The organism is Streptomyces sp. NPDC002499, from assembly GCF_053595415.1.
In genome coordinates, this window is sequence record NZ_JBSFXO010000012.1 from 271,781 (window position 1) to 295,725 (window position 23,945).

Annotated in this window: 20 protein-coding genes; 12 read left to right on the forward strand and 8 right to left on the reverse strand. The window is 71.4% G+C overall.

Going from position 1 to position 23,945, the window contains the following annotated elements:
- Positions 1–3 precede the first annotated feature (3 nt).
- Positions 4–1,629, reverse strand: coding sequence for an ABC transporter substrate-binding protein (locus tag ACWD5F_RS32740; RefSeq protein WP_451259921.1), 1,626 nt, complete (start codon positions 1,627–1,629; stop codon positions 4–6).
- Between the two features lie 657 nt (positions 1,630–2,286).
- On the opposite strand from ACWD5F_RS32740, the gene ACWD5F_RS32745 reads away from it, so the two are divergent.
- The 3 genes from ACWD5F_RS32745 (at position 2,287) to ACWD5F_RS32755 (ending at position 6,901) form a co-directional block, all read left to right on the forward strand.
- Complete coding sequence (locus tag ACWD5F_RS32745; protein WP_451259923.1) at positions 2,287–3,603, forward strand: NtaA/DmoA family FMN-dependent monooxygenase; 1,317 nt, start codon at positions 2,287–2,289, stop codon at positions 3,601–3,603.
- Between the two features lie 239 nt (positions 3,604–3,842).
- Positions 3,843–5,120, forward strand: a complete 1,278-nt coding sequence (locus ACWD5F_RS32750; RefSeq protein ID WP_451259925.1) for a sulfite oxidase — start codon at positions 3,843–3,845, stop codon at positions 5,118–5,120.
- A gap of 344 nt (positions 5,121–5,464) precedes the next feature.
- The gene (locus tag ACWD5F_RS32755; protein ID WP_451259927.1) at positions 5,465–6,901 is read left to right on the forward strand and encodes an MFS transporter; all 1,437 of its coding nucleotides are present in this window, start codon (positions 5,465–5,467) and stop codon (positions 6,899–6,901) included.
- Positions 6,902–6,947: 46 nt separating this feature from the next.
- On the opposite strand, the gene ACWD5F_RS32760 is transcribed toward ACWD5F_RS32755, so the two are convergent.
- Positions 6,948–7,319 carry a MerR family transcriptional regulator gene (locus ACWD5F_RS32760; RefSeq protein WP_451259929.1) on the reverse strand — a complete coding sequence of 124 codons (372 nt, stop codon included), beginning with the start codon at positions 7,317–7,319 and terminating at the stop codon, positions 6,948–6,950.
- Between the two features lie 51 nt (positions 7,320–7,370).
- Positions 7,371–8,405 (reverse strand): MDR family NADP-dependent oxidoreductase, encoded by a 1,035-nt coding sequence (locus tag ACWD5F_RS32765; RefSeq protein WP_451259931.1) that lies wholly within the window; start codon positions 8,403–8,405, stop codon positions 7,371–7,373.
- A gap of 206 nt (positions 8,406–8,611) precedes the next feature.
- On the opposite strand from ACWD5F_RS32765, the gene ACWD5F_RS32770 reads away from it, so the two are divergent.
- A complete protein-coding gene (locus ACWD5F_RS32770) occupies positions 8,612–9,460 on the forward strand; it encodes a helix-turn-helix transcriptional regulator (protein WP_451259933.1) in 849 nt (282 codons plus the stop codon).
- 142 nt (positions 9,461–9,602) lie between these two features.
- Here ACWD5F_RS32770 and ACWD5F_RS32775 read toward each other — a convergent pair whose 3' ends face one another.
- Complete coding sequence (locus tag ACWD5F_RS32775) at positions 9,603–9,923, reverse strand: hypothetical protein (protein WP_401726198.1); 321 nt, start codon at positions 9,921–9,923, stop codon at positions 9,603–9,605.
- 87 nt (positions 9,924–10,010) lie between these two features.
- Positions 10,011–10,700, reverse strand: coding sequence for a DJ-1/PfpI family protein (locus ACWD5F_RS32780; RefSeq protein WP_451259935.1), 690 nt, complete (start codon positions 10,698–10,700; stop codon positions 10,011–10,013).
- A 210-nt stretch (positions 10,701–10,910) separates the two neighbouring features.
- Here ACWD5F_RS32780 and ACWD5F_RS32785 point away from each other — a divergent pair, with 210 nt between their 5' ends.
- On the forward strand, positions 10,911–11,849 hold the full coding sequence (locus ACWD5F_RS32785; RefSeq protein WP_401726055.1) for a GlxA family transcriptional regulator: 939 nt from the start codon (positions 10,911–10,913) through the stop codon (positions 11,847–11,849).
- On the opposite strand, the gene ACWD5F_RS32790 is transcribed toward ACWD5F_RS32785, so the two are convergent.
- Positions 11,828–12,817 carry an alpha/beta hydrolase family esterase gene (locus tag ACWD5F_RS32790; protein WP_451259938.1) on the reverse strand — a complete coding sequence of 330 codons (990 nt, stop codon included), beginning with the start codon at positions 12,815–12,817 and terminating at the stop codon, positions 11,828–11,830. The two genes, ACWD5F_RS32785 and ACWD5F_RS32790, sit on opposite strands and share 22 nt — an antisense overlap.
- Positions 12,818–12,962: 145 nt before the next feature.
- Here ACWD5F_RS32790 and ACWD5F_RS32795 point away from each other — a divergent pair, with 145 nt between their 5' ends.
- The 7 genes from ACWD5F_RS32795 to ACWD5F_RS32825 all read left to right on the forward strand — a co-directional run bounded on the left by ACWD5F_RS32795 (position 12,963) and on the right by ACWD5F_RS32825 (position 21,902).
- Positions 12,963–13,808, forward strand: a complete 846-nt coding sequence (locus ACWD5F_RS32795; protein ID WP_451259940.1) for a helix-turn-helix transcriptional regulator — start codon at positions 12,963–12,965, stop codon at positions 13,806–13,808.
- A gap of 164 nt (positions 13,809–13,972) precedes the next feature.
- On the forward strand, positions 13,973–15,076 hold the full coding sequence (locus ACWD5F_RS32800; protein ID WP_451259941.1) for a LacI family DNA-binding transcriptional regulator: 1,104 nt from the start codon (positions 13,973–13,975) through the stop codon (positions 15,074–15,076).
- A 64-nt stretch (positions 15,077–15,140) separates the two neighbouring features.
- Entirely contained in the window at positions 15,141–16,751 is a 1,611-nt protein-coding gene (locus ACWD5F_RS32805) for an FAD-dependent oxidoreductase (protein WP_451259943.1), read from the forward strand.
- Positions 16,752–16,808: 57 nt separating this feature from the next.
- Positions 16,809–18,938, forward strand: coding sequence for a hydantoinase/oxoprolinase family protein (locus tag ACWD5F_RS32810; RefSeq protein WP_451259945.1), 2,130 nt, complete (start codon positions 16,809–16,811; stop codon positions 18,936–18,938).
- Complete coding sequence (locus ACWD5F_RS32815) at positions 18,935–19,555, forward strand: hypothetical protein (protein WP_451259947.1); 621 nt, start codon at positions 18,935–18,937, stop codon at positions 19,553–19,555. The genes ACWD5F_RS32810 and ACWD5F_RS32815 overlap by 4 nt, the downstream gene beginning before the upstream one ends.
- Before the next feature lie 3 nt (positions 19,556–19,558).
- A complete protein-coding gene (locus ACWD5F_RS32820) occupies positions 19,559–20,845 on the forward strand; it encodes a TRAP transporter large permease subunit (protein ID WP_451259949.1) in 1,287 nt (428 codons plus the stop codon).
- 58 nt (positions 20,846–20,903) lie between these two features.
- Positions 20,904–21,902, forward strand: a complete 999-nt coding sequence (locus tag ACWD5F_RS32825) for a glycoside hydrolase family protein (RefSeq protein WP_401726066.1) — start codon at positions 20,904–20,906, stop codon at positions 21,900–21,902.
- Positions 21,903–21,918: 16 nt separating this feature from the next.
- On the opposite strand, the gene ACWD5F_RS32830 is transcribed toward ACWD5F_RS32825, so the two are convergent.
- Both ACWD5F_RS32830 and ACWD5F_RS32835 read right to left on the reverse strand, forming a co-directional pair.
- A complete protein-coding gene (locus ACWD5F_RS32830; RefSeq protein ID WP_451259951.1) occupies positions 21,919–22,830 on the reverse strand; it encodes a hypothetical protein in 912 nt (303 codons plus the stop codon).
- Between the two features lie 4 nt (positions 22,831–22,834).
- A complete protein-coding gene (locus ACWD5F_RS32835; RefSeq protein WP_451259953.1) occupies positions 22,835–23,917 on the reverse strand; it encodes an NlpC/P60 family protein in 1,083 nt (360 codons plus the stop codon).
- Positions 23,918–23,945 lie beyond the last annotated feature (28 nt).

A 23,945-nucleotide genomic window follows, 5' to 3' on the forward strand; every position in this document is an offset into this window, starting at 1 on the left:
GCGCTAGCCGATCCAGGTGTCATGCAGCTGGATCCGGCTGGAGGCGTCGAAGTCCAGGTGGTGCACCTTCTTCGACACACCGAGCTGCGTCTGCAGTTCCACCACCGGTACGACGTACGCGTCCCGCACGAGCAACTGCTGTGCCTGACCCACCAGTTCCTTCCGCTTGGCCGCGTCGGTCGTCGCCGCCTGCTGGGTCAGCGCCGTGTCCAGCGTGCTCGTCGGCAGCCGGTAGGCGTTGGCCAGCTTGGTGGAGTACAGGGTGCGCAGGATGTCCGGGTCGGCCCGGGTCAGGTTGCCCCAGAGCCCGTCGAAGTCACCGCTCTGCTGCGTGGTCGCCACCTGGGAGATCTGCAGTTCCTTCAGCACCAGGTCGATACCGACCGCCTTGAGCTGCTGTTGGATCAGCTCCAGAGCGGGCTGGTTCGTGGCGGAGTTCGCGAACCACTTGACGGTCAGGCTCAGCTTCTTGCCGTCCTTGGTCCGGATGCCGTCACCGCTCGCCTTCCAACCGGCCGCGTCCAGCAGGGACTTCGCCTTGTCCGCGGCGAAGCCCAGATCGGAGCCGACGTCGAGGTAGTCCGGCGTGGTGTGCGCGAGGATGCTGGTCGCGGCCCGGGTACCGGTGGGGAACACGGTCTCGGCTATCTGCTGCCGGTCGATGGCGTACTCGATCGCCTGGCGTACCTTGACGTCCTTGAGGACCGGCCGGGAGTTGTTCAGCCCCAGGTTGAACACCGCACCGGGATTGGCCCGCCGCGCCAGGGTGACCTGTCCGCCCTTGAGCGCGGCCTCGTTGGCCTTGCCGACGCTGCTGATCGCGTCGACCTGCCCGGACTGGAGGCTGCCGGCCCGCACACCCGCCTCGGGCACCACCTTGAACACCAGCTTGTCCAGGTACGCCTCGCCCTTCTTGCTCCACAGGGACGAACCCCAGTCGTAGCCGGTGCGCTTGGCCAGCGTGATCGACTGGTTCTGCACATAGCCCTTCAGCGTGAAGGGCCCGGAGCCGACCACGCCCTGGCTGCACTTCTGCTGCGGGGTCTTCTTCACGCTCGCCGACGACTCGATGCCCAGCGAGTGCGTCGAAGTGGCTTGCAGGAACTGGGCGTTGGGCTGCCGGAAGGTCACCTTGACGGTGAGCGGGTCGACCACGGTGGTGCTCTTGACGCCGCTCAGATAGCCCTCGGCGAGGGTTCCCAGCGCACCGAGGTTCGGCACCGCGTCGAAGTTGTCCTTGACCACCTGCGCGGTCAGCGCGGACCCGTCGCTGAAGGTGACGCCCGAGCGCAGGTGGAAGGTGAACGTCGTCGCGTCGGAGCTGATGTCCCAGCTCTTCGCCAGCCACGGCACGATCTTGCCGGTCTCGGGGTCCTGGTCGGTGAGGGAGTCCACGATCTGCCGCACCGAGTAGATGGTGTCGTTGCTGCCGACCTGCTGCGGGTCGACGCAGCCGGTGTCGGAACCCACCGCGAAGGTCAGGGTGCCACCGGACTTCGCCGGGCCGCTGCCGCTGCCGCTGTCCGAGTCGCCCCCACCGGAGCCGCAGGCGGTCAGCAGGACGCTGGTGGTCAGGAGGGCGGCCAGGGCCGTCCATCGGGTGGGCCGGATTTCCGGATGTGGTCTCACGGAGGGTGCTCCTACTCGTGTCACTACGCGCGTGATGCCCTGCGGCTCGCGACCGCGCGCGGGCGTGCGACCCCGCTCGGCGCGACGCCGACGACGGGGCAGTGCGGATCAGGGGGTCAGGCAGGAAGGGTGGCGCGGGGCGGCCGCGGAACAGGTCCGTGCGCACGGACAACACCGCGAGAGGCTCCGGGAGATCGCCTACAGGCCGCGACAGACGTCAGACGGACGTGGTCAAGGCGGTCAGGCGCGACACAGACAACTGGTGAAGCGCTGGAGGTCGATGTGACGGCGGCGCGAGAACCGGGAGAACACCGTCGCGGCCGTCGGACAGGAGGTCGAGGCACGCTGGTCACTGCTGTGTCGCACGACCGTCCTCCACATCTCCGGCCCCGGCAACGGGGCTCCGCCTGTACAGAGATCGTCGGTGATCGGTCGTGATCGTACGGAGCGTCGTCGTCGTACGTCAATGGCGTCTCCGGGAGGCACACCGGCGCCCTGCGGGGGTCGCCGAGGCCACGGCCGACCGCCGCTCTCATGCCTACACACAGGCGCAACAGAGCCTTCGCAGGGCGCAACAGAGTCTTCGCAATCGGAGCCGATCATTGATCGGACGGGACCATGTCGACCTGGCGTGTCCGGAGACGAGAGGGACGAGTCATGAGCGCGAAGCAGCCCAGGACGCTGAAAACCGTCACCGGAGCCGGCGGCACGTCGGAGACGTACGACCTCGCTGTCGATCCGACCCGGTCCACGCTGGACACCGCGGTGCGGGTGGCGAAGCTCGCGGAGGCGGCGAGCATCGACGCGCTGTTCACCGCCGATCTGCTCAGCTTCGACGCCCAGGGCGCGATCGGGTCGCAGGAACCACTGGTCTTCGTGTCGGCCCTGAGCCAGGTGACGTCGAGGATCGGTCTGATCGCGACGGTCTCGACGACGTTCCACCACCCGTTCAACCTGGCCCGGCTGTTCGGCACGCTCGACCACGTGAGCAACGGACGAGCGGCCTGGAACCTGGTGACCTCCTCGATCGGCGAGGAGAACTTCGGCCCCGGCGAACTGCCCAGCCCCGAGGAGCGCTACGCGCGCGCCGCGGAGTCGCTGGAGGTGGTCAACGCGCTGTGGGACAGCTGGGAACCCGGGGCGCTGACCGTCGGCGCGGACGGCAGGGCGGTGCTGCACCGCGACCGGGTGCACCCGATCCACCACTCCGGCCGCTTCTTCGACGTGGCCGGTCCCTTGAACATCCCGCCGCTGCCGCAGCGGCGCCCGGTGCAGATCCAGGCCGGACAGTCCGAAGCGGGCACGGCCCTGGGTGCCCGCTACGCCGAGATCGTCTTCACCTCGCTGCCCACCCTCGATCACGCGGTGGGCTTCACCCGGAAGATCCGCGGTCAGGCCGAGCGGTTGGGCAGGGCCGACGGACTGCCGCTGATCTTCAGCTCGTTCCACGCCACCTACGGCGCCACGGAGGAGGAGGCCCAACGGCTCGTACGGGAGAGGCGTGAGTCGATCGACTTCGAACGCGGCCGCGCCCAGGTGGCCGACATGCTCGGCGGCGGCGTCGACCTGTCGGAGGTCTCTCTCGACTCGAAGCTCCCCGAGAGCCTGCTGCCCGACGTCGGCTCGGTGAACCGCCGGCGCGGCCGGGTCGACATCTTCACCGGCTACGCCCGACAGGGCTACACACTGCGGGAGTTGATCGTCGCGGCCCAGGACACCGGACACTGGGCCGCAGCGGGCACCCCAGAGCAACTCGCCGACGCGGTCGAGGAACGGTTCCGGGCAGGCGTGCTGGACGTGATCTCCCTGAGCGGTCTCGCCGACCCGCGGCAGCACGACTTCGTCGTCAACGGCCTGCTGCACGAACTGCGCAAGCGGAAGATCGTCGCCGCCGACTACACCGGACTCACCCTGCGCGAGAACCTCGGCCTCGAACTGCCCGCCCGATCCGGGGCGACGCGCACGCTTCGTTGACACCTTCCGCTCCGCGTGTTTGCATCCGGCCATGCCGTTGCCGCAGCCCCTGACCCGCCGCCGCGCCGTGGACCTCGTCCGCGTGGCCGCCGCGCTGTGTCGACCGACCGGCTGATCGAGCGCCTTCTCACCTCAACGCCAACAGCCGTGCCGCACAAGCCGGTTGGGCACGCGCCGGCACTTCTCGCGACCTTCCGCGCCGCCCCGCACTCTTCGCTCAGACATGACGAGGACACGCCATGCCGATCCCCGCCACCCCTCCCGGCCACCGCCTCGAAACCGCATACGACCACCGCAGACTGCGCCAGTGGCTGGCCGGTGAGGCCAGAGCCGACGGCGTCACCCGCCGACGGCTGCTCACCCTGCTCGCCGCCACCGCCGCCGGGACCGCGCTCGGCGGCACCCGGCCCGCCCGCGCCGCCGTCCCCGGAATCGTCAAACCCCTGCCGCCCGAGTGGTTCGTCGAGCGCGGCACCAACGCCGAGACCCGCTGGGAGGCGCTGCGCGGAATCGGCCACCACACCCCCAACGACCTGTTCTTCGTACGCAATCACACCGCCACGCCCGTCCTGGACGCCGACGACTGGCGGCTGCGGCTGTGGGGGAGCGGACTGCGGGGCGCCCCCGGCGAGGACCGCCCGGTGGAGTTCGGATACGACGATCTGCGCGCCCTGCCCGCCGTCACCCGCACCGCGTTCGTCGAGTGCGCCGGAAACGGCCGCTCCTACTACACGACCCAGCAGGGCGAGACGGTCACCGGCACCGCGTGGACCCTGGGGGCGATCGGCGTCGCGCGCTGGCGCGGGGTGCGCCTGGCCGACGTACTGCGCAGGGCCGGACTGTCCCGGAACGCCGTGGACGTGCAACCGCGCGGCCTGGACGCCGAGTACGTCAGCGGCGGCGAGAGCCTGGGCCGGGTGCGCCGTCCGCTCCCGCTGGCCAAGGCGCTGGACGACGTGCTGCTCGCCTACGAGATGAACGGCGAGCCGCTGCCGTACGACCACGGGTATCCGGTGCGGGTGCTGGTGCCCTCGTGGGTAGGGATCGCGTCGATCAAGTGGGTCGGTGACATCGAGGTGTCCGCGCAGCCGCTCCTCTCGCCCTGGAACACCACGTTCTACCGCCTGTTCGGCCCCTCCTACCCGGAGGGCGGCAGCGCGCCGCTCACCCGGCAGGCCACCAAGAGCGCCTTCGAGCTGGCGAGCGGGGCCACGTTCGCGGCGGGCCGCCGGCATGTGCTGCACGGGCGGTCGTGGTCGGGCGCGGGCGCCGTCGACCGCGTCGCCATCAGCACCGACGGCGGCGCGCACTGGCGGCCCGCCCACCTGCACGACCGGCCCCGCACCGGCACATGGACCCGCTGGTCCGTCGACTGGCGCCCCGAGGCGGCCGGTGCCACCCAACTGCTGGCCCGCGCCACGGACACGGCCGGCCGTACGCAACCGGACCTCGCCGTGCCCAACACGCAGGGGTACCTGTTCGACGCGGTAGTACGGCATCCGGTGAACGTGGTGTGACGGACCGGCGTACCCGTCCCACACCGGTTGACGCGCTGCAGGTAACGACCTCGATCTCGCCCTCTCCCCGCCCGCCCGCTCTCGGCGCATCCCACCGCTCTGTCGTCGACCGACCGTCCCCGTACGGCCGTTGGCGCGCGGTTCGCCGTGTCCGGGTCCGCTGCCTTCACGAAGGGAATCCCATGGCACAACCCACTGTTCTGCCCGCCATCGACATCCTCAGGGCGGGCCCACACTTCGGCGCCGAAGTCGGCGGTGTGGAACCGGACGAGGGCAGCACGCAGCGGCCCGCCTGAATGCTCCCGGGAGAAGACCGCGCCACCCGGCGCGTACTGCTGGTGTGCATGGCCGCAGGGGCAACCACCCTGCTGGACCAGGCAGTTCTGAACATCGCCGTCCCGAGCATGCGGCACTCGCTCGGGGCCGGGGCGTCGGACGTCCAGTGGATCGTGGCCGGTTACTCACTCACCTTCGGACTGGCCCTCGTGCCCGGCGGCAGTCTCGGCGATCTGCACGGCCGCAAGCGGCTCTTCCTCGTCGGCATGGCCGCCTTCCTCCTGGCGGGGGTGACGGCCGCGACCGGTGGCGGTCCGGGCATCGTGATCGGTGCGCGGCTGGTGCAGGGCGCGGCGGCGGGACTCGTCAACTCCCAGGTGATCGGCACCATTCAGGACGTGTTCCACGGGCTCGACCGCGGCCGGGCGCTCGGGCTGTACGCGGTGACGGGCGGTGTCGCCGCGGCACTCGGGCCGCCGCTCGGCGGCGTGCTGGTCGCCGGCCTCGGACCCGGGGCCGGCTGGCGGTACTGCTTCCTGCTCAGCGCACCGTGCGCGGTGGTCACCCTGGCCCTCGCGGCCCGCTGGCTGCCACCGCCCCGGCGCACCGCCCGCGACTCCCGGCTGGACCTCCTCGGCCTCGTCCTGGCCTGCGGCTGCACGCTGACGCTGATGGTGCCGTTCATCAGCACACCGGACAGCGGGGGACAGGCACTCCTGTGGGCCGCCGGGGTATCCGCCCTGGCCTGCGCGTTCGCCGTGCACCAGCGGCTACGGGTACGCAGGGACCGGGTGCCGCTGGTCCATCCGGCGCTCGCGTCGTCGAAGCCGTACATGCTGGGCACGGCCGTCGCCATGGCCCAGTTCGGCTCCTCCCTCGCCGCGTCCCTCGTGCTCACCGTCTTCCTCCAGGACGGACTCGGCCTGTCAGCCCTGCTCACGGCGGCCGTCTCGCTGCCCTCGGCCATCGCGATGGGTGTCTCCTCGGCACTCGCGTGGCGGCTGGTGCGACGGATCGGACCCCGCACGGTCGACGTCGGCCTGGCGCTGGGCATCGGCGCCGCTCTGGCCGGCGGGGTGGCCGCGCTCCTCGCACCGTCCGCCGCGCTGCCGATCCTCCTCGCCGTGACGCAGCTGGTGTCCGGCGCGGCCGGCGGGCTGGCCGTCTCGCCCAACCAGACCCAGGTCCTCCAGCACGCGCCGGCCGAGGCCGCCGGAGTGGGCGGCGGCATCCTGCAGATGGCCCAGCGCATCGCGGCGGCGGTCTGCCTCAGCGCCGTGTCGGCGGTCTACCTGCACTCCGCCAACGGCTCGTCCGCGGGCAGCGGCCCGCGAGCCGCGTACGCGCTGGCCTCCTGCGTCTGCGCCGGGCTGCTCGCCACGGCGCTGGTGCTGTCGCGACTGCGCGGGGCCGCCGCACCCCCTTCACCGAGATCCCGGTTCCTGACCATGAGGCGTCCCCGAGGTGACCGGCACCACGACGATCGCAGCCCGCAGGAACGGTAGGAGACGGATACGGATACGGAGACGGACACGGCCGTCGTTCGAGCCGTCACGGCCGGCCGAGAGTCCGCTGGGCCAGGCGCGTGCGCAGACCCGTCAGACGGTCGATCTCGGCGTCGAGGGCCGCGATCCTGCGGTCCACGATCCCGGAGCCGGGGACTTCGGAGTCGGGCTGCCCGCATCGCCGTCGGGGGTTCTCGACCAGTACGTCGATCCGGTCGGCGACGCTGCGCAGGTCCTCGACGGTGAGTCCGAGCGCCAGCAGCTCACGGATGACGCGGACTCTGGCCACCTCGCCCGGTCCGTACTCGCGCTGCCCGGTGGCGGTGCGCGGCGGTGGTGCCAGCAGGCCGCGCTCCTCGTAGAAGCGCAGTGCCCGTGGGGTGGTCCCGGCCGCTGCCGCCGCGTCCCCGATCCTCATCCTCGACCTCGCGCTTCAGCCCAGGTCGCCGCGACAGCGCGCGACGACGTCTCATCGTGGCGGCAACTCCACGACGACGGTTCCGAAGTGCCGCCCCTCGAACAGTTCCTGCAACGCCCGCGGAGCGTGATCCATGCCCGCGATCCGGACGTGCGGGAAGGCGATCTCGCCGGAGCGCAGCCAGCCACCGAAGCGCTCGGTCCACTCCTTCGCCACCTCGGGATGGTCCGGGCCGCTGTAACCGTGCAGCGAGACGCCCAGGTTGACGAGCCGGAACGTGTCGATCTCGGCGAGGGCGCTGCCTCCGTCCCGGTCCGGCGACAGCTGTCCCGAGAGCGCGCCGACCAGAGCGAAGCGGGCGCCGCGGCGCGCGAGGCGGACCGCCGCCGCCAACTGCTCGCCGCCGACGGTGTCCACCAGCACGTCGATGCCGTCCGGCGCGGCCGCGGCCAGTTGCTCGTCGAGCGGTCCGGTGCCCGGCACCACGACCGCGTCGTAGCCCAGTTCGGCCCGCAGCCGCTCGGCCTTGGCCGGCGAGCGGGTGCTCCCGACGACCCTCGTGGCGCCCAACAGCCGTGCGACGGGGCCCGTCAGCGTCCCCACGGCACCCGCGGCGCCGGTGACGAACACGGTGTCCCCGGGCCGGACTTGAGCGAGTCGGGTCAGTGCTCCGTAGGCGGCCGAACCCGATGAAAGATGGGCGACGGGATCGGGCAGTACGTTGCCGACGGGAGCGCAGTCGGCCTCCGCCGGCAGCGCGTGCTCGCGCCACCCGAGCAGATGCGTGACCGTGTCCCCGACGCGCAACGCACTGCCCGGGCCGGTCGCGACGACCTCCCCGACGGCAGGACCGAACAGGGTGTCGCCCGCGTGGATGCGGGGCAGCGGCACGCCGTCGGCCTGGCCGCCGATCAGCGTGCGCAGCCCGGGAAACACGAGGAAGTACCGGTTGCGGACGAGGACTTGTCCCACACCGGGGGCGGTGATCGGCTCCCGTGCGACCGTGAAGTGCTCGGGCCCGGGCAGCCCTTGAGGGGTTTGGGCCAGTCGGATCTCGCGGGTCGTGGACGGCAGGACAGTGGCCATGTCAGGACTCCTGAACGGGTCGGAGACGGGTCGGAAGATGCGCGCGTGGACGCTAATCCCTGACGTACGCGTCAAAGGCAAGCCGCGATGTTCCGGCGAGGCCAGGACGCCGGCCGGTGAGTCACTCTGTGTGAACCGTGTAGAACCTGGTGCAATCGCGCACGACCGCCACTTCTCATCCGTGGAAAAGCATCTAGGCTTGCCGCATGAGCAATGGGACCCCTTTGGGTGATTTCCTCCGGGCCCGTCGCGAGGCCCTCAAGCCTCAGGACGTCGGTCTGCCGGAATACGGTCGCCGGCGGGTGCCCGGACTGCGCAGGGAGGAAGTCGCGCTGCTCGCGGGAGTCAGTTCCGACTACTACATCAGGCTGGAGCAGGGACGCGAGAGCAGCCCGTCCCCGCAGGTCCTGGAAGCCGTGGCGCAGGCGCTGAAGCTGGACGCGGAGTCCGCCGACCACCTCAACCGCCTCTGCCTGGCGCCCTCGCAGCGTCCGCACGACCGAGGCGGAGCCGACGTCAGCCCGCAGTTGTTGCAGCTGATGGACGGCTGGGAACACACCCCGGCGTTCGTCCTGAGCCCGGCCCTGGACATCCTGGCGGGCAATTCCCTCGCCACGGCGCTGCACAGCGGATTCGACGCCTTCGACAATCTCGCCCGCAATGTGTTCGTCGATCCGGCGGGTCGCGAGTTCTACCAGGAATGGGACCGGGCCGCGCATTCCTGTGTCGCCGAACTCAGGGCTGCCTACGGCCACGATCCCGAATCCGTCCGTATCGCCGAAGTGGTCGCCGAACTCTCCGAGGAGAGCGAGGAGTTCGCCGGTATCTGGCAACTCCACGACGTCAAAAGCAAGTCCCAGGAAAGCAAGCACCTCAAGCACCCCGAAGTCGGCGACCTGCACATCGCGTTCGCCGCCTTCACGGTCAACGGCGCCCCGCATCAACAACTGGTCGTCTACCAGGCCGAACCGGCGAGCCCGACAGCGACCGCGTTCGAGACGTTGAAGTCGATGGCCACCGAGCCGAAGCGGGCCCAGGCGAACGCGAGCACGTGACCCGGGACGGGGCGAACACGTAACCCGCGATGCCCGCTGGACGACCGTGACCTGCTCGATGTCGCGGAGCGCAACGCCGTCACCCCCTTCCAGGTGGCCCTCACCCGGCGATTGCCCTTCGCCGCGCGAGTGTGCGGTCGGTCTACGCCTGAACCGTGCGACGGCGTCCGGTGACCTTGGAGGTCGGCAGTCGTCCGGCCTTGGAAGTACCGGTGAGTGTGTCGCCGTCGACGGTCAGGGCGAAGACGAGGTTCAGGCGCATCGGCTTGGTGATGGCCTGCTTCCAGGTCAACCGGTCGCCGTCGAGGGCGACTTCGTCGAGCGGGACGCGCTCTCCCGCCCCGTGGGCGGCCCCGGTCAGGACATCGTCCCGTCGGCTGAGTTCGACCACGGACTTGATCCTGCCGATGGGGGTGGAGATGGACAGGTCCCAAGTGCCTTCGACGGGCGTGGTGTTGTTCATGCTCACGGCCTCTTCCTCACAACTTCTTCCTCACGACTTCTCCCTCATGACGTCCTCTTTCTGGCGTCTACCTCGCGGTGCTTCCGATCAGAGCGCGGCGGGCACCAGGCCCTCGTGACGCCAGACCGTGCCGCGGCGCTCATGGGCGAACAACTCCTCGACCGCGTGGGCGATTTGGGGCCCCACCTCGCGCTCCAGCAGATACAGCCCCAGGTCGAGTCCGGACGTGACACCGGCACCGGTGACGAGGTCGCCGTCGTCGACGACACGGGCGTGGACCGCGTGGACGCCGGTGGCGTCGAGCATGTCCAGGCCCAGGTGATGGGTCGTGGCGTGACGGCCCTCCAGCAGACCGGCCATGGCCAGGACGAGCGAACCACCGCACACCGCCGCGACCGTCACCTCCGGGTTGTCCAGCGCCGCCTTCATGAGCGCGGGCAGCTCGGTGGTCAGGGTGCGGCCCAGCAGTACGGGGATGTACTCGTCCTGTCGCCACTCGCCGGCCCCGACCTCCTGATCGGGGACCTCGCCGGGCTGCCCGACCCGCCCCGAGGCGCCGGGGACGAGGACGATCCCCGCGCGCCCGGGGTCGAGTGCGGCGGTGGCACGCAGGGCCAGTCCGCCCGTGCCGCTGACCACCTCACGTACCCCTTCCGCGGAGACCAGTTCCACGGTCACCGCGCCCCCGGAGGCGGTGCCGCCGGCGTACAGCACCTCGTAGGGGGCGATGACATCCAACGGGTCGAAGCCGTCGAACAAGACGATCTGGGCGTGCATGGCAGGTCCTTCGGACGGGGGGCGGAGCCGGTCTCAGCGCCGGACGCTCCCGACGCTAACCGGCCTCCTAGCCGCCTCCCAGTGGCATTAGTGACACCTTCCGGCGGAATATTGCCAAGCGTGTACGAGTGGCCTCTGACCTGGCATGACTGTGTGGACAGACCTCACCTCGACCGAAATCGACAGTCGGCGGAGAGGTATCTTGCTGCCATGCACACCGTCGCCGTCCTCGCGCTCGACCGGGTGATCCCGTTCGACCTGTCCACCCCGATCGAGGTCTTCACCCGCACCCGCCTCCCGGACGGGCGCCCCGGCTACCAGATCCGGGTGTGCGCGGAGAAGCCGGAGATCGACGCGGGTGCCTTCACCCTGCGCGCGCCCTGGGGGCTGGAGGGGCTCAAGGGCGCGGACACGATCATCGTGCCCGGTACGGCCGACATCGCGGCTCCCCTCGACCCGGCCGTCCGTGACGCGCTGCGGTCGGCCGCCGCCGACGGCACACGCATCGCCTCCATCTGCTCGGGCACCTTCCCGCTGGCCGCCACCGGTCTGCTCGACGGCCTGCGCGCGACCACGCACTGGATCGCGGCCGCCGAACTCGCCGCCGCCTACCCGGAGATCGACGTCGACCCGGACGTCCTGTACGTCGACAACGGTCAGTTCCTCACCTCCGCCGGTGCCGCCGCCGGCCTGGACCTGTGCCTGCACATGATCCGGCGCGACTACGGTTCGGCCGTCGCCGCCGATGCCGCCCGGCTGTCCGTCATGCCGCTGGAACGCGAGGGCGGACAGGCGCAGTTCATCGTCCACGACCGCACACCCACCCCGCAGGGCTCCGTCCTCGAACCCCTCCTCACCTGGTTGCAGGACAACCTCGCCCGCGACCTCACGCTCGCCGACATCGCCGCCTACGACGGCACCAGCACCCGCACCCTGATCCGCCGCTTCCGCGAACAGACCGGCACCACCCCGCTCCAGTGGCTGCACCGCGCCCGCATCCGCCAGGCCCAGCACCTCCTGGAGACGACGAGCCATCCCGTCGAACGCATCGGCACCCAGGTCGGCTTCGGCTCACCCACCGCCTTCCGCGACCGCTTCAAGCGCACCACCGGCGTCAGCCCGCATGCCTACCGCCGCGCCTTCAGCTGAGCCGCCCGCATGGTCTCGGCGAAGAAGTCCCAGATGGCCGCCGGGGAGTTGAAGGTGGCGTCGGTCCTTCCCATGAGCCGGGGGAAGCGGTAATCGGGGTTGGGGATCGTGTGGCCGCCGCCGGAGACCGTGATCGCCACGACAGGCTCCTTGCCGGGCCCGCTGTAGCGGGTCTCGATCACCGACGGGGTGTGCCGCGTGTCGATCGGGGGTCCGGTGATGCCGTTGACCTCGGCGAAGACGCGGGCGGTGGCCTCGGCGGACAGCACGGTGCCGCGCTTCTGGAAGCCGAAGATGCTCGCCTCGCCGCCTTCGTACGGCATGATCGGGTCGCTCGTGCCGGCGATCAGCAGGACCGGCAGCGGGTGCTTGTGCTCCGTGACGGCCCACTGGTCCGGGGTGGGCAGGCCCGCCCCGATCACCGCGATGCCGGCGATCCGTTCCGGCGTCCGCGCGGCGAGACGGAACGCCAGCTGGCCGCCGTTGGAGAAACCGGTGACGAACACCCGGGCGGGATCGATGCCGTGGCGTCGGCCGAACCGCTCGACGAGCGCGGCGATCAGACCCTCGTCGTCGATCTCCTCCTTGCGGGCGGGGGTGACCGCGGAGGTACGGCCGTCGTTCCAGCCGCGCTTGTAGCCGTCCGGGTAGACCACCGCGAACCCGTGCCGCTCGGCCAGCTGGTCGAAGCCGTACCCGGTGGCCTTGCGGACGGCCCTCCCGTCCTGCTGCGAGCCGTGCAGGACGAACAGAAGTGGCGCGCCGGGCGGGAGATCCGCGGGTACGAAGGCCCGGTACGAGCGTGTCCGGCCGTCCACCGTGATCGTGTCCTCCGTCACCGGGGCGCCGAGCCGCGGCTCGGCAGGCTTGGGGCTGCGCAGGAAATACCCGTACGCGACGGCGCACGCCAACGCCACCCCTCCGATCGTGACCAGTGCCGTCATCGACCCCGTCAGTGCTGCTTGCATGGCCTTGCCCTCGCTTCGTTCCACATGCTTCTACGTGATTCCACGTCGTCCTGCCTGCGCCTTCACCCTGCGGTCGTGGCCCCGGCGGTATCCAGGGACCGACAGTCCGTGGCTGACCGGTGGGCCCCGCCGTACCGTGGTGACCATGGACAAGCACGCCCTCGCGGAGTTCCTGCGCGGCAAGCGGGAACGCGTACGCCCTGAGGACGTCGGCCTGCCGCACGGGCCCAGGCGGCGCACTCCCGGGCTGCGCCGCGAGGAGGTCGCGCAGCTCGCGCACATCTCCGTGGACCACTACAGCCGGCTGGAACAGGCCCGCGGGCGCCATCCCTCGCACGCCGTCCTGACCGGCATCGCCCGTGCGCTGCGCCTGTCCGACCAGGAGCGCACCCACCTCTTCCGGCTCGCCGGCGAGGCCGCGCCCGAGGCCGCCCAGGGACCCTCCCGCGAGGTGGACCCCGGCACGCTGAACCTGCTGGAGCGGCTGACCGACGCCGGCGCCCTCGTGCTCGACAACACCTGCCGGGTACTGGCCTGGAATCCCCTGGCGGCCGCCCTGTTCGAGGACTTCTCCGCACTCACCGGCCCGGACCGCAACGTCATCCGGCGCTACTTCCTGCACCCCGAGCGGCACGCCTACGGCATGACCCGACCCCACCGGTTCGTGACCGCCGCCGTCAGCTATCTGCGCGTCGCCTCCGCCCGGTACCCGGACAACGACGAACTCCGCGCCCTCATCGAGGAGTTGCTGGCCGGCAGCGAGGACTTCGCGGCTCTGTGGAACTCCCACGAGCTGCGCATCGAACACCACAACCACCAGCGGGTCCAGCACCCCCAAGTCGGCCCGATCGACCTGGACTTCGACGTCCTGACCGTGCCAGGTCAGGACCAGCAGCTCGTCATCTTCACCGCCGAACCCGACTCCCGCGCCTACCGGACCCTGCAACTGCTCAAGGTCATCGGCACACAGCGCATGGACATCCCCACCTGACCCCCACGGTCCGGCTTCACCCGCACTCCGGCACGAAGTCCTGTCAGAAGTCTTGACCGACGGCGGAGGAGCGCCCACAGTACTCATTCATACGCATAACTAATACGCATTAATGATACGCATGAACGGCCCGCACACCGGTCGTGTCCGGTCAGGTGAGGAGCATGGTGGAGCAGCCCAAGAAGCGGTCCCGGCGCGGTCGTACCCCCGCGGCAGCGGGCCGCACGCCCCGGCCGCGGCAGGCCGAGGTGGCCCGGCTGGCCGGGGTCTCCCAGGCCACGGTGTCGCTCGTGCTGTCGGACAAGACCACGGGCGCGACGATCTCGGACGAGACCCGGCAGCGGGTGCTCGACGCGGCCCGCAGCCTCGGCTACGTACCGGACCCCGCCGCGCAGCGGCTGGCCGCGGCCCGCAACAACCTGCTCGGCGTCTTCAGCTTCACGGCCACCTTCCCCACCGACGTGCAGCACTCGTACTACCCCTTCCTCATCGGCGTGGAGCAGGAGGCCGCCGCGCGCGGCTACGACCTGGTGCTCTTCACGGGGTCGAGTTCCGGCGGCGCCGGGGCGTCCCGGCCCGACGCGCTGAGCAGGGTGCGGCTCGCCGACGGCTGTCTCTTCCTCGGTAGGCACGCTCCGGTCGCGGAGTTGAAGCGGATGGTCGCCGACGGCTTCCCGGTCGTGCACCTCGGGCGGCGCGACGAACTCGAAGGGCTGCCGTGGGTGGGCGCCGACTACGTCAGCGCGAGCGCCGAGGTCGTCGGCCATCTGGCGGCCCTGGGGCACCGGCGGATCGTGCTGGTCCGCGAGGACGACGACGCCCCGGCCTCGACGGACCGGCAACAGGGCTTCCTGGAAGGGCTGTTGGCGGCCGGGCTCGACGGCGGGCCCGAGGCCGTCTTCCGCTCGGCCGACCCCGTGCGTGACCTCAGCCCCGAGCGACTGCGCCAGTGGCTGACCGAGGGCGTCACCGCGTTCGTCGCCGAGGAGACCGACACCGGGGCCGCCTGGCGTGCCCTGTGCGGGGCCGTCGAGGAGGCCGGCCTCAGCTGCCCCGACGACCTGTCGCTCGCCCTGCTCGGCAGTCCGCCCGGCGATCTCCTCGCCGGCCCGCGGGCCACCGGATTCGACATCCCTCGGCCCGAGTTGGGCGCCGCGGCGGTCCGGCTGCTCGCCGCCCGGGTCGCCGGGGAGGAGGCCGAAGAGCCCCTGGTCGCCTGTGTGTTCCGGCCCGGTGACACCTCGGGCAGGCCGCCGGAGCAGCACTGATCACGGCGACCGATCACCGTACGACCGCATCCTCCGGGGACGACAACTACCAGCAAGGAGAAGCGTGATACCGGAAGCCGACATCCTCATCGTGGGCGGTGGCCTTGGCGGTGTGGCCGCCGCACTCGCCGCCTGCCGGGCCGGACGCAGCGTCGTGCTCACCGAGGAGACCGACTGGGTCGGCGGACAGCTCACCTCGCAGGCCGTGCCGCCCGACGAGCACCCGTGGGTCGAGCAGTTCGGGACGACGGCCTCGTACCGTCAACTGCGCGAGGGCATCAGGCAGTTCTACCGGCAGTGGTACCCGCTGCGGGCGGAGGCGCTCGCGCTCACCGACCTCAACCCGGGTGCCGGACGGGTGAGCAAGCTCTGCCACGAGCCGCGCGTGGCGCTGGCCGTCCTCGAGGCCATGCTCGCGCCCCACCGGGCGGCCGGACGCCTGACCGTCCTCACCGAGCACCGGCCCGTCGCGGCCGAGGCCGACAACGATGTCGTACGGTCCGTCACGCTGGAACACCGCCCCGACGGCCGCCGCGTCACCGTCCCGGCCCGCTATGTCATCGACGCCACCGAGACGGGCGAATTCCTGGAACTGGCGGGTGTCGAGCATGTCTGCGGCGCCGAGGCGCGGTCCGAGTTCGACGAGCCGCACGCCCCGGACCGGGCCGAGCCGCTCAACCAGCAGGGCATCACCGTGTGCTTCGCGCTCTCCCACCACGAGGGCGAGGACCACACCGTTGCCCGCCCGGAAGACTACGACTTCTGGCGGGCGTACCGGCCCGACTTCTGGCCCGGCCCGCTGCTCGGCTTCCAGGCGCCCGACCCGCGTTCGCTGGAACCCGTCCCGCGCACCTTCGTCCCCAATCCCGACCTCGACCCGCTCGCCGTGAGCGCCGACCAGAGCGCCGACGCCGGCGACAAGGAACTGTGGGGCTTCCGCCGCATCCTGGCCCGCAAGCTGCACAGTCCCGGCGCCTTCGACTCCGACATCACGCTTGTCAACTGGCCCCTCAACGACTACTGGTTGAAGCCGCTGATCGGAGCTGGCGCGGAGACGGGAGCCCAAGCCGTCGCCGAGGCACGGCAGTTGTCGCTGTCGGTCCTGTACTGGCTCCAGACCGAGGCACCCCGCCCCGACGGCGGCACCGGCTTCCCCGGTCTCCGGCCGCGTCCCGACGTGACCGGTACCGCGGACGGCCTGGCGAAGGCGCCGTACGTCCGCGAGTCCCGCCGTATCAAGGCCGTCACCACCGTCACCGAACGCGATGTGGCGATCGACCTGGTGGGCCCGTACGGGGGCACCAAGTACCGCGACTCCGTGGGCATCGGCAGTTATCGCATCGACCTGCACCCCTCGACCGGGGGCGACTCCTACATCGACATCGGGTCGGTGCCCTTCGAGATCCCGCTCGGGGCGCTGGTGCCCCGGCGGGTCCGCAATCTGCTGCCCGCCGGCAAGAACATCGGAACGACCCACATCACCAACGGCTGTTACCGGCTCCACCCGGTGGAGTGGAACATCGGCGAGGTCGCCGGCGCGCTCGCCGCCCACTGCCTGGCCGAGGACCTCGAACCGCACCAAGTGCAGGCCGAGGACAAGCGGTTCGAGGAGTTCGCGCGGCTCCTCGACCGCGCCGGAGTGCAGCGCCACTGGCCCGACGTACGCGGCTACTGACCGCGTCGGGGCGACCGCCCGCGCACGAGCGACACAGCACAAGGAGGTGCTCCAGACATGACCACCGACCGGATCCGCGTCGGCATCGACGTGGGCGGAACCTTTACCGACGCCGTGGCCGTGGACGCCACGACCCTGCGGCTGCTGGGACAGGTCAAGGTCCCCACCAGCCACCACCACGAGGACGGAGTCGCCCACGGCATCGTCGAAGCCCTGGACCGGCTGCTGCGCGAGGTCGAACGGGCCCCCGGCGACATCGCGTTCCTCGCGCACGGCACGACCCAGGCCACCAACGCCCTGCTGGAGGGCGATGTCGCCACCGTCGGCCTGATCGGCATCGGCACCGGACCCGGCGCCGTCCTCACCCGCCGGCTCGCCGCGCTCGGCAGACTCGAACTCGCCCCCGGCAAACGGCTGCCGCTCGCCTACGCCCATGTCGCCGACCCGGACGACCCGGCGGCCGTACACGCCGCGGTCGCGGAGTTGACGGCCGCGGGCGCCCAAGTCCTCGTCGCCACCGAGCCGTTCGCCGTCGACCGGCCCGAGGGCGAGCAGGCCGTGCTCGAAGCCGCCCGGTCCGCAGGCCTGCCGATGACGGCCGCACACGAGATCACCTCGCTGTACGGACTGCACAAGCGGACCCGCACCGCGGTCGTCAACGCGGCCATCCTGCCGCGCATGCTCGCCACCGCCGACCTCGTCGACGCGTCCATCACCAAGGCCGGCGTCGCCGCACCGCTGATGGTCATGCGCTGCGACGGCGGGGTCATGGCCCTGGACGAGATGCGCCGGCGCCCGCTGCTCACCGTCCTGTCCGGACCGGCCGCCGGAGTCGCCGGCGCCCTCATGCAGGAACGGATCAGCGAGGGCGTCTTCCTCGAGACCGGCGGCACCTCCACCGACATCAGCGTCGTCCGGCGCGGCAAGGTCGCCGTCCGCCACGCCACGATGCTCGGCAGGACGTCGTACCTCAACGCGCTCGACGTGCGCACGGTCGGCGTCGGCGGCGGCTCGATGGTCCGTGTCACCCAGGGCCGCGTCACCGCCGTGGGTCCGCGCAGCGCCCACATCGCGGGACTGCCCTACGCCTGCTTCGCCGACCTCGACGACCTGCGGGACGCGACCCTCGCCACCGTGCGGCCGATGCCGGACGACCCCGACGACTACGTGGTGTTGGACGCGGCGGGCGGACGGTTCGCGCTCACCATGACGTGCGCCGCCAACGCGCTCGGCCGGGTCCCCGACGGGGACTTCGCTCGCTGCGACCCGGAAGTGGCGAGGGCCGCGCTCGCGCCGCTCGCCGCCGAGTCGGGCGTGGATGTGCCGACCGCGGCCGCCCGTGTCCTCGACGCCGGCGTCGCCCGCGTGCGGGAGATCGTGGACTCGCTCGTCCGCGACTACCGCCTCGACCCGGACACGGCGGTCCTCGTCGGCGGTGGCGGCGGGGCGGCCTCCGTCACCCCGCACCTGGCCGCGCTCACCGGCATGAGCGGCACGATCGCCCGGCACAGCGAGGTCATCAGCCCCATCGGCGTGGCCCTCGCGCTGGTGCGGGAACAGATCGAACGGATCATCCCGGGCGCAGGGCAGGAACAGATCCTCGCCGTCCGGGCCGAGGCCGAGCGGGCGGTCGTCGCCCAGGGCGCCGCGCCCGACGGCGTCGAGGTCGAGGTGACCGTCGACCCGCAGACGAGCACCGTGCGCGCCACGGCCACCGGCGCCACGGAACTGCGTACCCAGGACCGCTCGCACAGCGCCGACGACACCGAACGCCTCACCGCGGCCGCCACCAGCCTCAAGACCGACCCCGCCGAGGTCCGCGTCCTCGCCGAGACACCCGCCCACACGGTCTACGGCACCGAGGTACGCCGTCGGCTGCGCTCCGTCCGGCGTCCCGTACGGGTCGTCGACGCCGACGGTGTCGTACGCCTGCACGCCTCGGACGCGAGCGTGACCGCCACCACCGTGGGCGCCGCGCCCGAACTCCTCGCCCACCTCGTGCGCGAGGGCACGTCCTACGGCGACGGCGGCGTCCGAGCCCCCGCGCTGCGGCTCCTGCTCGGCTCCCGCATCGCCGACCTCTCCGGTGTCCTCGACCCGCAGCCCCTGCTCGCGCTGGCCCGCAGCGAGATGCGGGACCGCGCCCTGGACGAACCGGTGGTCGCCGTGGTGGAAGTGCGGTCATGAGCGGCCCTGCCGGTTCGGCCGCCGTGGCTGCCATCGTGGCCGCCGCCGCTTCCGCCGTCGATCCGGCGACGGACGATCTGGCCCTCGCCGTACGGCTGTTGGCGACCACGCCCACCCACGAGAACCGCACCACCGCCGAACTGCGCCGATGGGCCCTGGCCGCCGACGCGTTCGGCGCCGCACTCGCCCCCGGGCCGCCGTGCCGCGCCCGGATCGTGGAACGTGCCGACGGGCTCGGCCAGTTGCTGCTCGCGCGCTACACCTCGCGGCCCGCCACCGTCGAGCTCTACACCGACACCATCGACCGGGCCGAGACGCTGATCGACGAACTCGGCTGGCGCTCCTGGTATCCCGCCGGATCCGTGCGCGCCGCGGCCCTCGCCCACGAGAGCGCACACGCCCTGCTGCACCGCAGGGAGACGCGGGCCGCGCTCAAGGAGGCGCTCGGACACACCGCCCTGCGACTGGGCCGCCACCGGGTCCTCGGCCATGTGGCCGGTGCCGACGAACTCGCCGCGCACGCCTACGCCCGTACCGTCTGCGGCCTGGGTCGCAGCCCCCTCCTGCTCACCGCCGCGCTCGCCGCCGCGGTGGACACACCCGGAAGACAGAGGTGACCCATGGGTGTCGTCATCCTGCTCGTCATGGCGGCCGGAGTCGCCGCCATGCTCACCCGCAAACTGCCCACGGCCTTCGCGCTCGTCATCCTCGCCGTCGCCATCGCCTTCCTCGCCGGCGCACCCCTGACCGGCAAGAACAGCGTGCTGGACACCGTCCTCCAGGAGGGCGCGCCCACCCTGGCCGCCACGATGATCGCGATCGTGCTGGGTTCCTGGCTCGGCAAGCTCCTCGAGGAGACGGGCATCGCGGGCACCATCGTCCGCAAGATCGTCGAGTTCGGCGGTGACCGCCCGGTCGTCGTGGCCCTCGGCGTGCTGGCCGTGTCCGCGCTGGTCGGTACCGTCACCGGATCGGCACCGGCCGCGATGCTCGCCGGGCTCATCGGCATCCCGGCCATGATTGCGGTCGGCATCCCGAAGGTGACCGCCGCCGGGACCGTCCTCATGGGCATCGCCGTGGGCATCCCCTTCGAACTGCCCCTGTGGCAGTTCTTCTCCACGGCCCTGGACCTGCCCGTACCGACCGTGCGCGGCTTCATGGTGAAGCTGTTCCCCTTCGCCCTGGTCGCCGCCGTCCTCTACGTCCTCGTCGAGTCCCGCCGACGCGGCGTGGAACACACCTGGTCCCTCAAGTCCGTGCAGGACAAGCCGAGTTCGACGAGTCGCCGCAAGCGGCTCGGTGACGCTCCCTGGTACGCGCTGCTCACCCCCGCCGTGCCCCTGATCCTCGCCCTGGGCTTCGAACTCGCCATCATTCCCTCCCTGTTGGCGGGTGTGCTGTACGCCCTGGTCACCACCACGGGACCGCGCGAGATGAACAAGCGGCTGCTGCGCACCCTGTACGGCGCGTTCGAGGTGGCCGCCCCGCCGATCGCCCTGTTCATCGCCATCGGCATCCTGCTGGCGGCGGTCAAACTGCCCGGCGCCGTCGACGCGTTGGAGCCGCTGATGAAGGCGGTCAGCCCGCACAACGCCGTGGTGTTCGTCCTCGTCTTCACCCTGCTCGTGCCGCTCTGCCTCTACCGCGGACCGCTGAACGTCTTCGGGCTCGGCGCCGGGATCGCCGGCGTCCTGATCGCCACGGGCATCTACCCGGCCGCCGTCGTCCTCGGCATGGCCACCTCGTACAACCAGGTCTTCGGCGTCGCCGACCCCACCAGCACGCAGACGGTCTGGGCCGCCCAGTACGCCGGAGTCTCCCCGCAGCAGGTCATGGTGCGCACCCTCCCGTACGTGTGGGCCGTCGCCCTGGGCGGGCTGTGCGTCACCGCGGCCACCTATCTCTGACCTTCACCGTCTTTCTGTCACCCCTCTTGGACCGACCTCCACCCCCTTGGAGCCGACCATGCCTCAACCGCGTTTCGACCGACGCCTGTTCCTGCGCGCCACGGCCGCCACCGGCGCCGCCGTCACCGTCGGCGGCCTCTCCGCCCCGGCCGCGTCCGCCGCCCCCGGCGGATTCCCCGACTACACCTACGTCCGCACCCTGCTCACCCCGTCGCAGCTGAAGTACAACCCGACCGGCGAGATCATCTTCCCGTGTGTCAGGGGTGTTTACGACAAGCTGAGCGCCCCTCTCGGCCGCTACTACCTGTACTACGGGCCGCACGACGCGCCCGGCGGGATCTGCCTGGCCTACGGCAACTCCCTGGAAGGGCCGTTCACCGAGTACCCGAACAACCCGATCGTCGCCAACAGTTGGCAGCCCCACTACTCCGTCAGCCACGTCGCCTCCCCGCACGTCATGTGGCACGCGAGCACGAAGGAGCTGTGGCTGTACTTCCACGGCGAGAACACGACCACGCGCCTGGCCCGCTCCAAGGACGGCATCAACTTCACCTACGACAAGGTCGTCCTGTCCACGTCGATGCTGCCGAGCGGCACCACCGAGACGTCGTACGCCCGGGTCTTCCCGCACGAGCTGCCCTCGCGCGGTGCCCACTACGTCATGGTCTTCATGCTGAACAACACCACCAACCACCGTGACATCCACTGGGGTTGGTCGGCCGACGGACGCACCTGGACCTACGACCAGCAGCCCCTGATCCGCCACACCGACGTCGGCGCCGTCAACGTCGGCGGGCCGCACCTGCTGTACCGCAACAACAGCACGTACGTCGTCTACAACAAGGACAAGGAGAGCGGCGGCGACCTGATGATCACGGAGGTGGGCAACGACTTCAGCAAGCGCGGCCACCTCGGGGTCTTCTACAACTCCCGCAGCGGCGCCCCCGAGAACGGCCGGTCCGCCGCCCCGTCGTTCGGCACCGACGGGGGAGTGCCGTACATGATTTACGAAGCGGGGGAGCGGCTCGCGGGCTCCATCGCGATGGCCCGCGGCTGACCGGGCCGTTCGCCCGTCATGACCCGGCGGGCCGCCCGGGGCGTCGGGTGAACCGGCGCAGTCCTCGTCGCGCGGGCTTGAGGGGCTTGTCCTCGGGGGCGACGGGACCGCCGCCCGCAGTCAGGGCCGGTGCCGAGGACGAGGTCGGTACGGACCGGTCGCCCCGTGCGAGTCGGCTCCGGACGGCCTGGGCCAGGGCCTGGTGGGACGGTTCCACCAGCAGGTCCGCCGCCGACAGCCGCTCCCACATGTGCAGCAACTCCGAGCCCCGGGTGGCCACTTGGCCCTCGTCCAGCAGCCGCTGCCAGGCGGCGGTGGCGCGGGCCACCTCGGGTGCCGCCCGGGTCAGGTCGGTACGGCAGCGGATGCGGGCGACGGTCAGCGCGAGGACGGTGGAGAGCATGTAGTCGCCGCGCAGATAGGCGAGGTACGCCTCGATCGCCCGTGCCTCCAGGGAGAGTTCGTCCTCCGCTCCCCGGCGCAGGGTGAGGTGTTCCCGAAGGGCGCTGGCGAGGACGAACGCGGCGTGCAGCTCCTCGCGCTGGGCGTGCTGAAGGATGCGCTCGACGCGGGCGAGCGGCGGGAACGCCTCCTCCTCCGCGGCGGTCCGCTCACGCCCGGGCGGCAGGTCCTCCTCGTCGGCGATGGTCCGGCTCGAACCGTCGGGGTACACCCGCAGGCGCGCCACCTGCTGCACGGTGCGGTCGATGACGGTGGCCGCCACCGGGGCCCGCAGGGTGCGGGCGAACATGGCGATCGCGTCGAGGATCGCCTCGTTGGGCTGCCGCATGCCGGCCATCTCCAGCAGATGGCCGTTGACCACCGTCGACCCGTCCTCGGCCACGTAGGCGTCGAGACGGATCAGCGGGTGTGCGGCGAGCGCGGGCAGGTTGTGCCCCTCGTCGCGAGGTGTCAGCGCGTGGTTCATCGGCTCAGGCTCCGGGTCGGACGACACCGACGATGGGCATGGAGGCGGCCGGCGCGATCGTGACCGTGCGCCCGGGCCGCGGGGCGTGGACGATCTGCCCGTTCCCGATGTACATGCCCACGTGCGTGGCGTCGTAGTAGATGATCAGGTCCCCTGGCCGGGCGGAGGCCAGGGGGACGCGGGTCAGTCCCTGCCACTGGGCCTGCGAGGTACGGGGGATGGGGTGCCCGGCCGCCGCCCATGCCGTGGAGGTGAGCCCCGAGCAGTCGTACGACGAGGGGCCCACCGCGCCCCACACGTACGGCTTGCCCAACTGCGCCTTCGCGAAGGCGACGGCCCGCCCGGCCGCTCCGCTCACCTGCGTGTTGCCGCCCGAGCCGGTCCCGGTCGAGGTGCCGCCGCCCGAACCGGAGCCGGTCCAGCGGGACTTGGCCTCCTGCGCCTGCTCCTTCTCCAACTGGGCCAGCTTGCGGGTCTGTTCCTTCCGGAGCCCCGCCTCGATCTGCTCGGCCTGCGCGATCTTCCCCTCGATCTTCTGCTTCGACTCGGCCTTGTCCGCACGGGTGTTGTTCAGCTCCCGCAGCTCCTTGGCGGCGGCGTCGGTCTGCCGGCTCAGCTCCGTGCGGGCGGTCTTCTGCGACTCGGAGACCGTGATCAGGTTCCGCATGGCCTGGCGGGCCTGGGACGCCTCGTCCAGGGCCTCGTCGGGATGGTCGCCGAGCAGCAACTGGATGCCCGTGGCGGCGAGATCACCCCCGTGGTATTGCGTCCGGGCCGCCGCTCCCGCGAGGTCGTGCAGATCGTCCACCCGGTCCTCGGTACGGGCCAGGTCCTTGCGGAGCGACTTCAGCCGCTTCTCCTGCTCGGTGGCCTTCACGTCCGCGGTGTTGTACGCCTCGGTGGCCACCTCCGCCGCGCGGTAGAGGCCGTTCAGCTCGTCGTGGATGCCCTCGATCGTCTTGTCGTCCCGCGGGCCGGGCTCGCCGGGCACCGCGTAACTCGGCCCGGACACAAGGGCGATCGCGCACGCGAGGGTTGCCAAGGAGGCCCGACTCTGCAAGCGTCTGGCGCCGGTCGACAGGTTCATCAGCTCCACGACAGGTTCATCAGCTCCG

Excerpts from the sequence above, each read along its gene's own strand:
- ACWD5F_RS32745 (WP_451259923.1), top strand. The coding sequence starts at position 2,287 with ATGAGCGCGAAGCAGCCCAGGACGCTGAAAACCGTCACCGGAGCCGGC.
- ACWD5F_RS32775 (WP_401726198.1), bottom strand. The coding sequence starts at position 9,923 with ATGAACAACACCACGCCCGTCGAAGGCACTTGGGACCTGTCCATCTCC.
- ACWD5F_RS32795 (WP_451259940.1), top strand. The coding sequence starts at position 12,963 with ATGGACAAGCACGCCCTCGCGGAGTTCCTGCGCGGCAAGCGGGAACGC.
- ACWD5F_RS32770 (WP_451259933.1), top strand. The coding sequence starts at position 8,612 with ATGAGCAATGGGACCCCTTTGGGTGATTTCCTCCGGGCCCGTCGCGAG.
- ACWD5F_RS32760 (WP_451259929.1), bottom strand. The coding sequence starts at position 7,319 with ATGAGGATCGGGGACGCGGCGGCAGCGGCCGGGACCACCCCACGGGCA.
- ACWD5F_RS32765 (WP_451259931.1), bottom strand. The coding sequence starts at position 8,405 with ATGGCCACTGTCCTGCCGTCCACGACCCGCGAGATCCGACTGGCCCAA.
- ACWD5F_RS32810 (WP_451259945.1), top strand. The coding sequence starts at position 16,809 with ATGACCACCGACCGGATCCGCGTCGGCATCGACGTGGGCGGAACCTTT.
- ACWD5F_RS32830 (WP_451259951.1), bottom strand. The coding sequence starts at position 22,830 with ATGAACCACGCGCTGACACCTCGCGACGAGGGGCACAACCTGCCCGCG.
- ACWD5F_RS32825 (WP_401726066.1), top strand. The coding sequence starts at position 20,904 with ATGCCTCAACCGCGTTTCGACCGACGCCTGTTCCTGCGCGCCACGGCC.
- ACWD5F_RS32790 (WP_451259938.1), bottom strand. The coding sequence starts at position 12,817 with ATGCAAGCAGCACTGACGGGGTCGATGACGGCACTGGTCACGATCGGA.
- ACWD5F_RS32780 (WP_451259935.1), bottom strand. The coding sequence starts at position 10,700 with ATGCACGCCCAGATCGTCTTGTTCGACGGCTTCGACCCGTTGGATGTC.
- ACWD5F_RS32750 (WP_451259925.1), top strand. The coding sequence starts at position 3,843 with ATGCCGATCCCCGCCACCCCTCCCGGCCACCGCCTCGAAACCGCATAC.
- ACWD5F_RS32800 (WP_451259941.1), top strand. The coding sequence starts at position 13,973 with ATGGTGGAGCAGCCCAAGAAGCGGTCCCGGCGCGGTCGTACCCCCGCG.
- ACWD5F_RS32835 (WP_451259953.1), bottom strand. The coding sequence starts at position 23,917 with ATGAACCTGTCGACCGGCGCCAGACGCTTGCAGAGTCGGGCCTCCTTG.
- ACWD5F_RS32755 (WP_451259927.1), top strand. The coding sequence starts at position 5,465 with ATGGCCGCAGGGGCAACCACCCTGCTGGACCAGGCAGTTCTGAACATC.
- ACWD5F_RS32785 (WP_401726055.1), top strand. The coding sequence starts at position 10,911 with ATGCACACCGTCGCCGTCCTCGCGCTCGACCGGGTGATCCCGTTCGAC.
- ACWD5F_RS32815 (WP_451259947.1), top strand. The coding sequence starts at position 18,935 with ATGAGCGGCCCTGCCGGTTCGGCCGCCGTGGCTGCCATCGTGGCCGCC.
- ACWD5F_RS32820 (WP_451259949.1), top strand. The coding sequence starts at position 19,559 with ATGGGTGTCGTCATCCTGCTCGTCATGGCGGCCGGAGTCGCCGCCATG.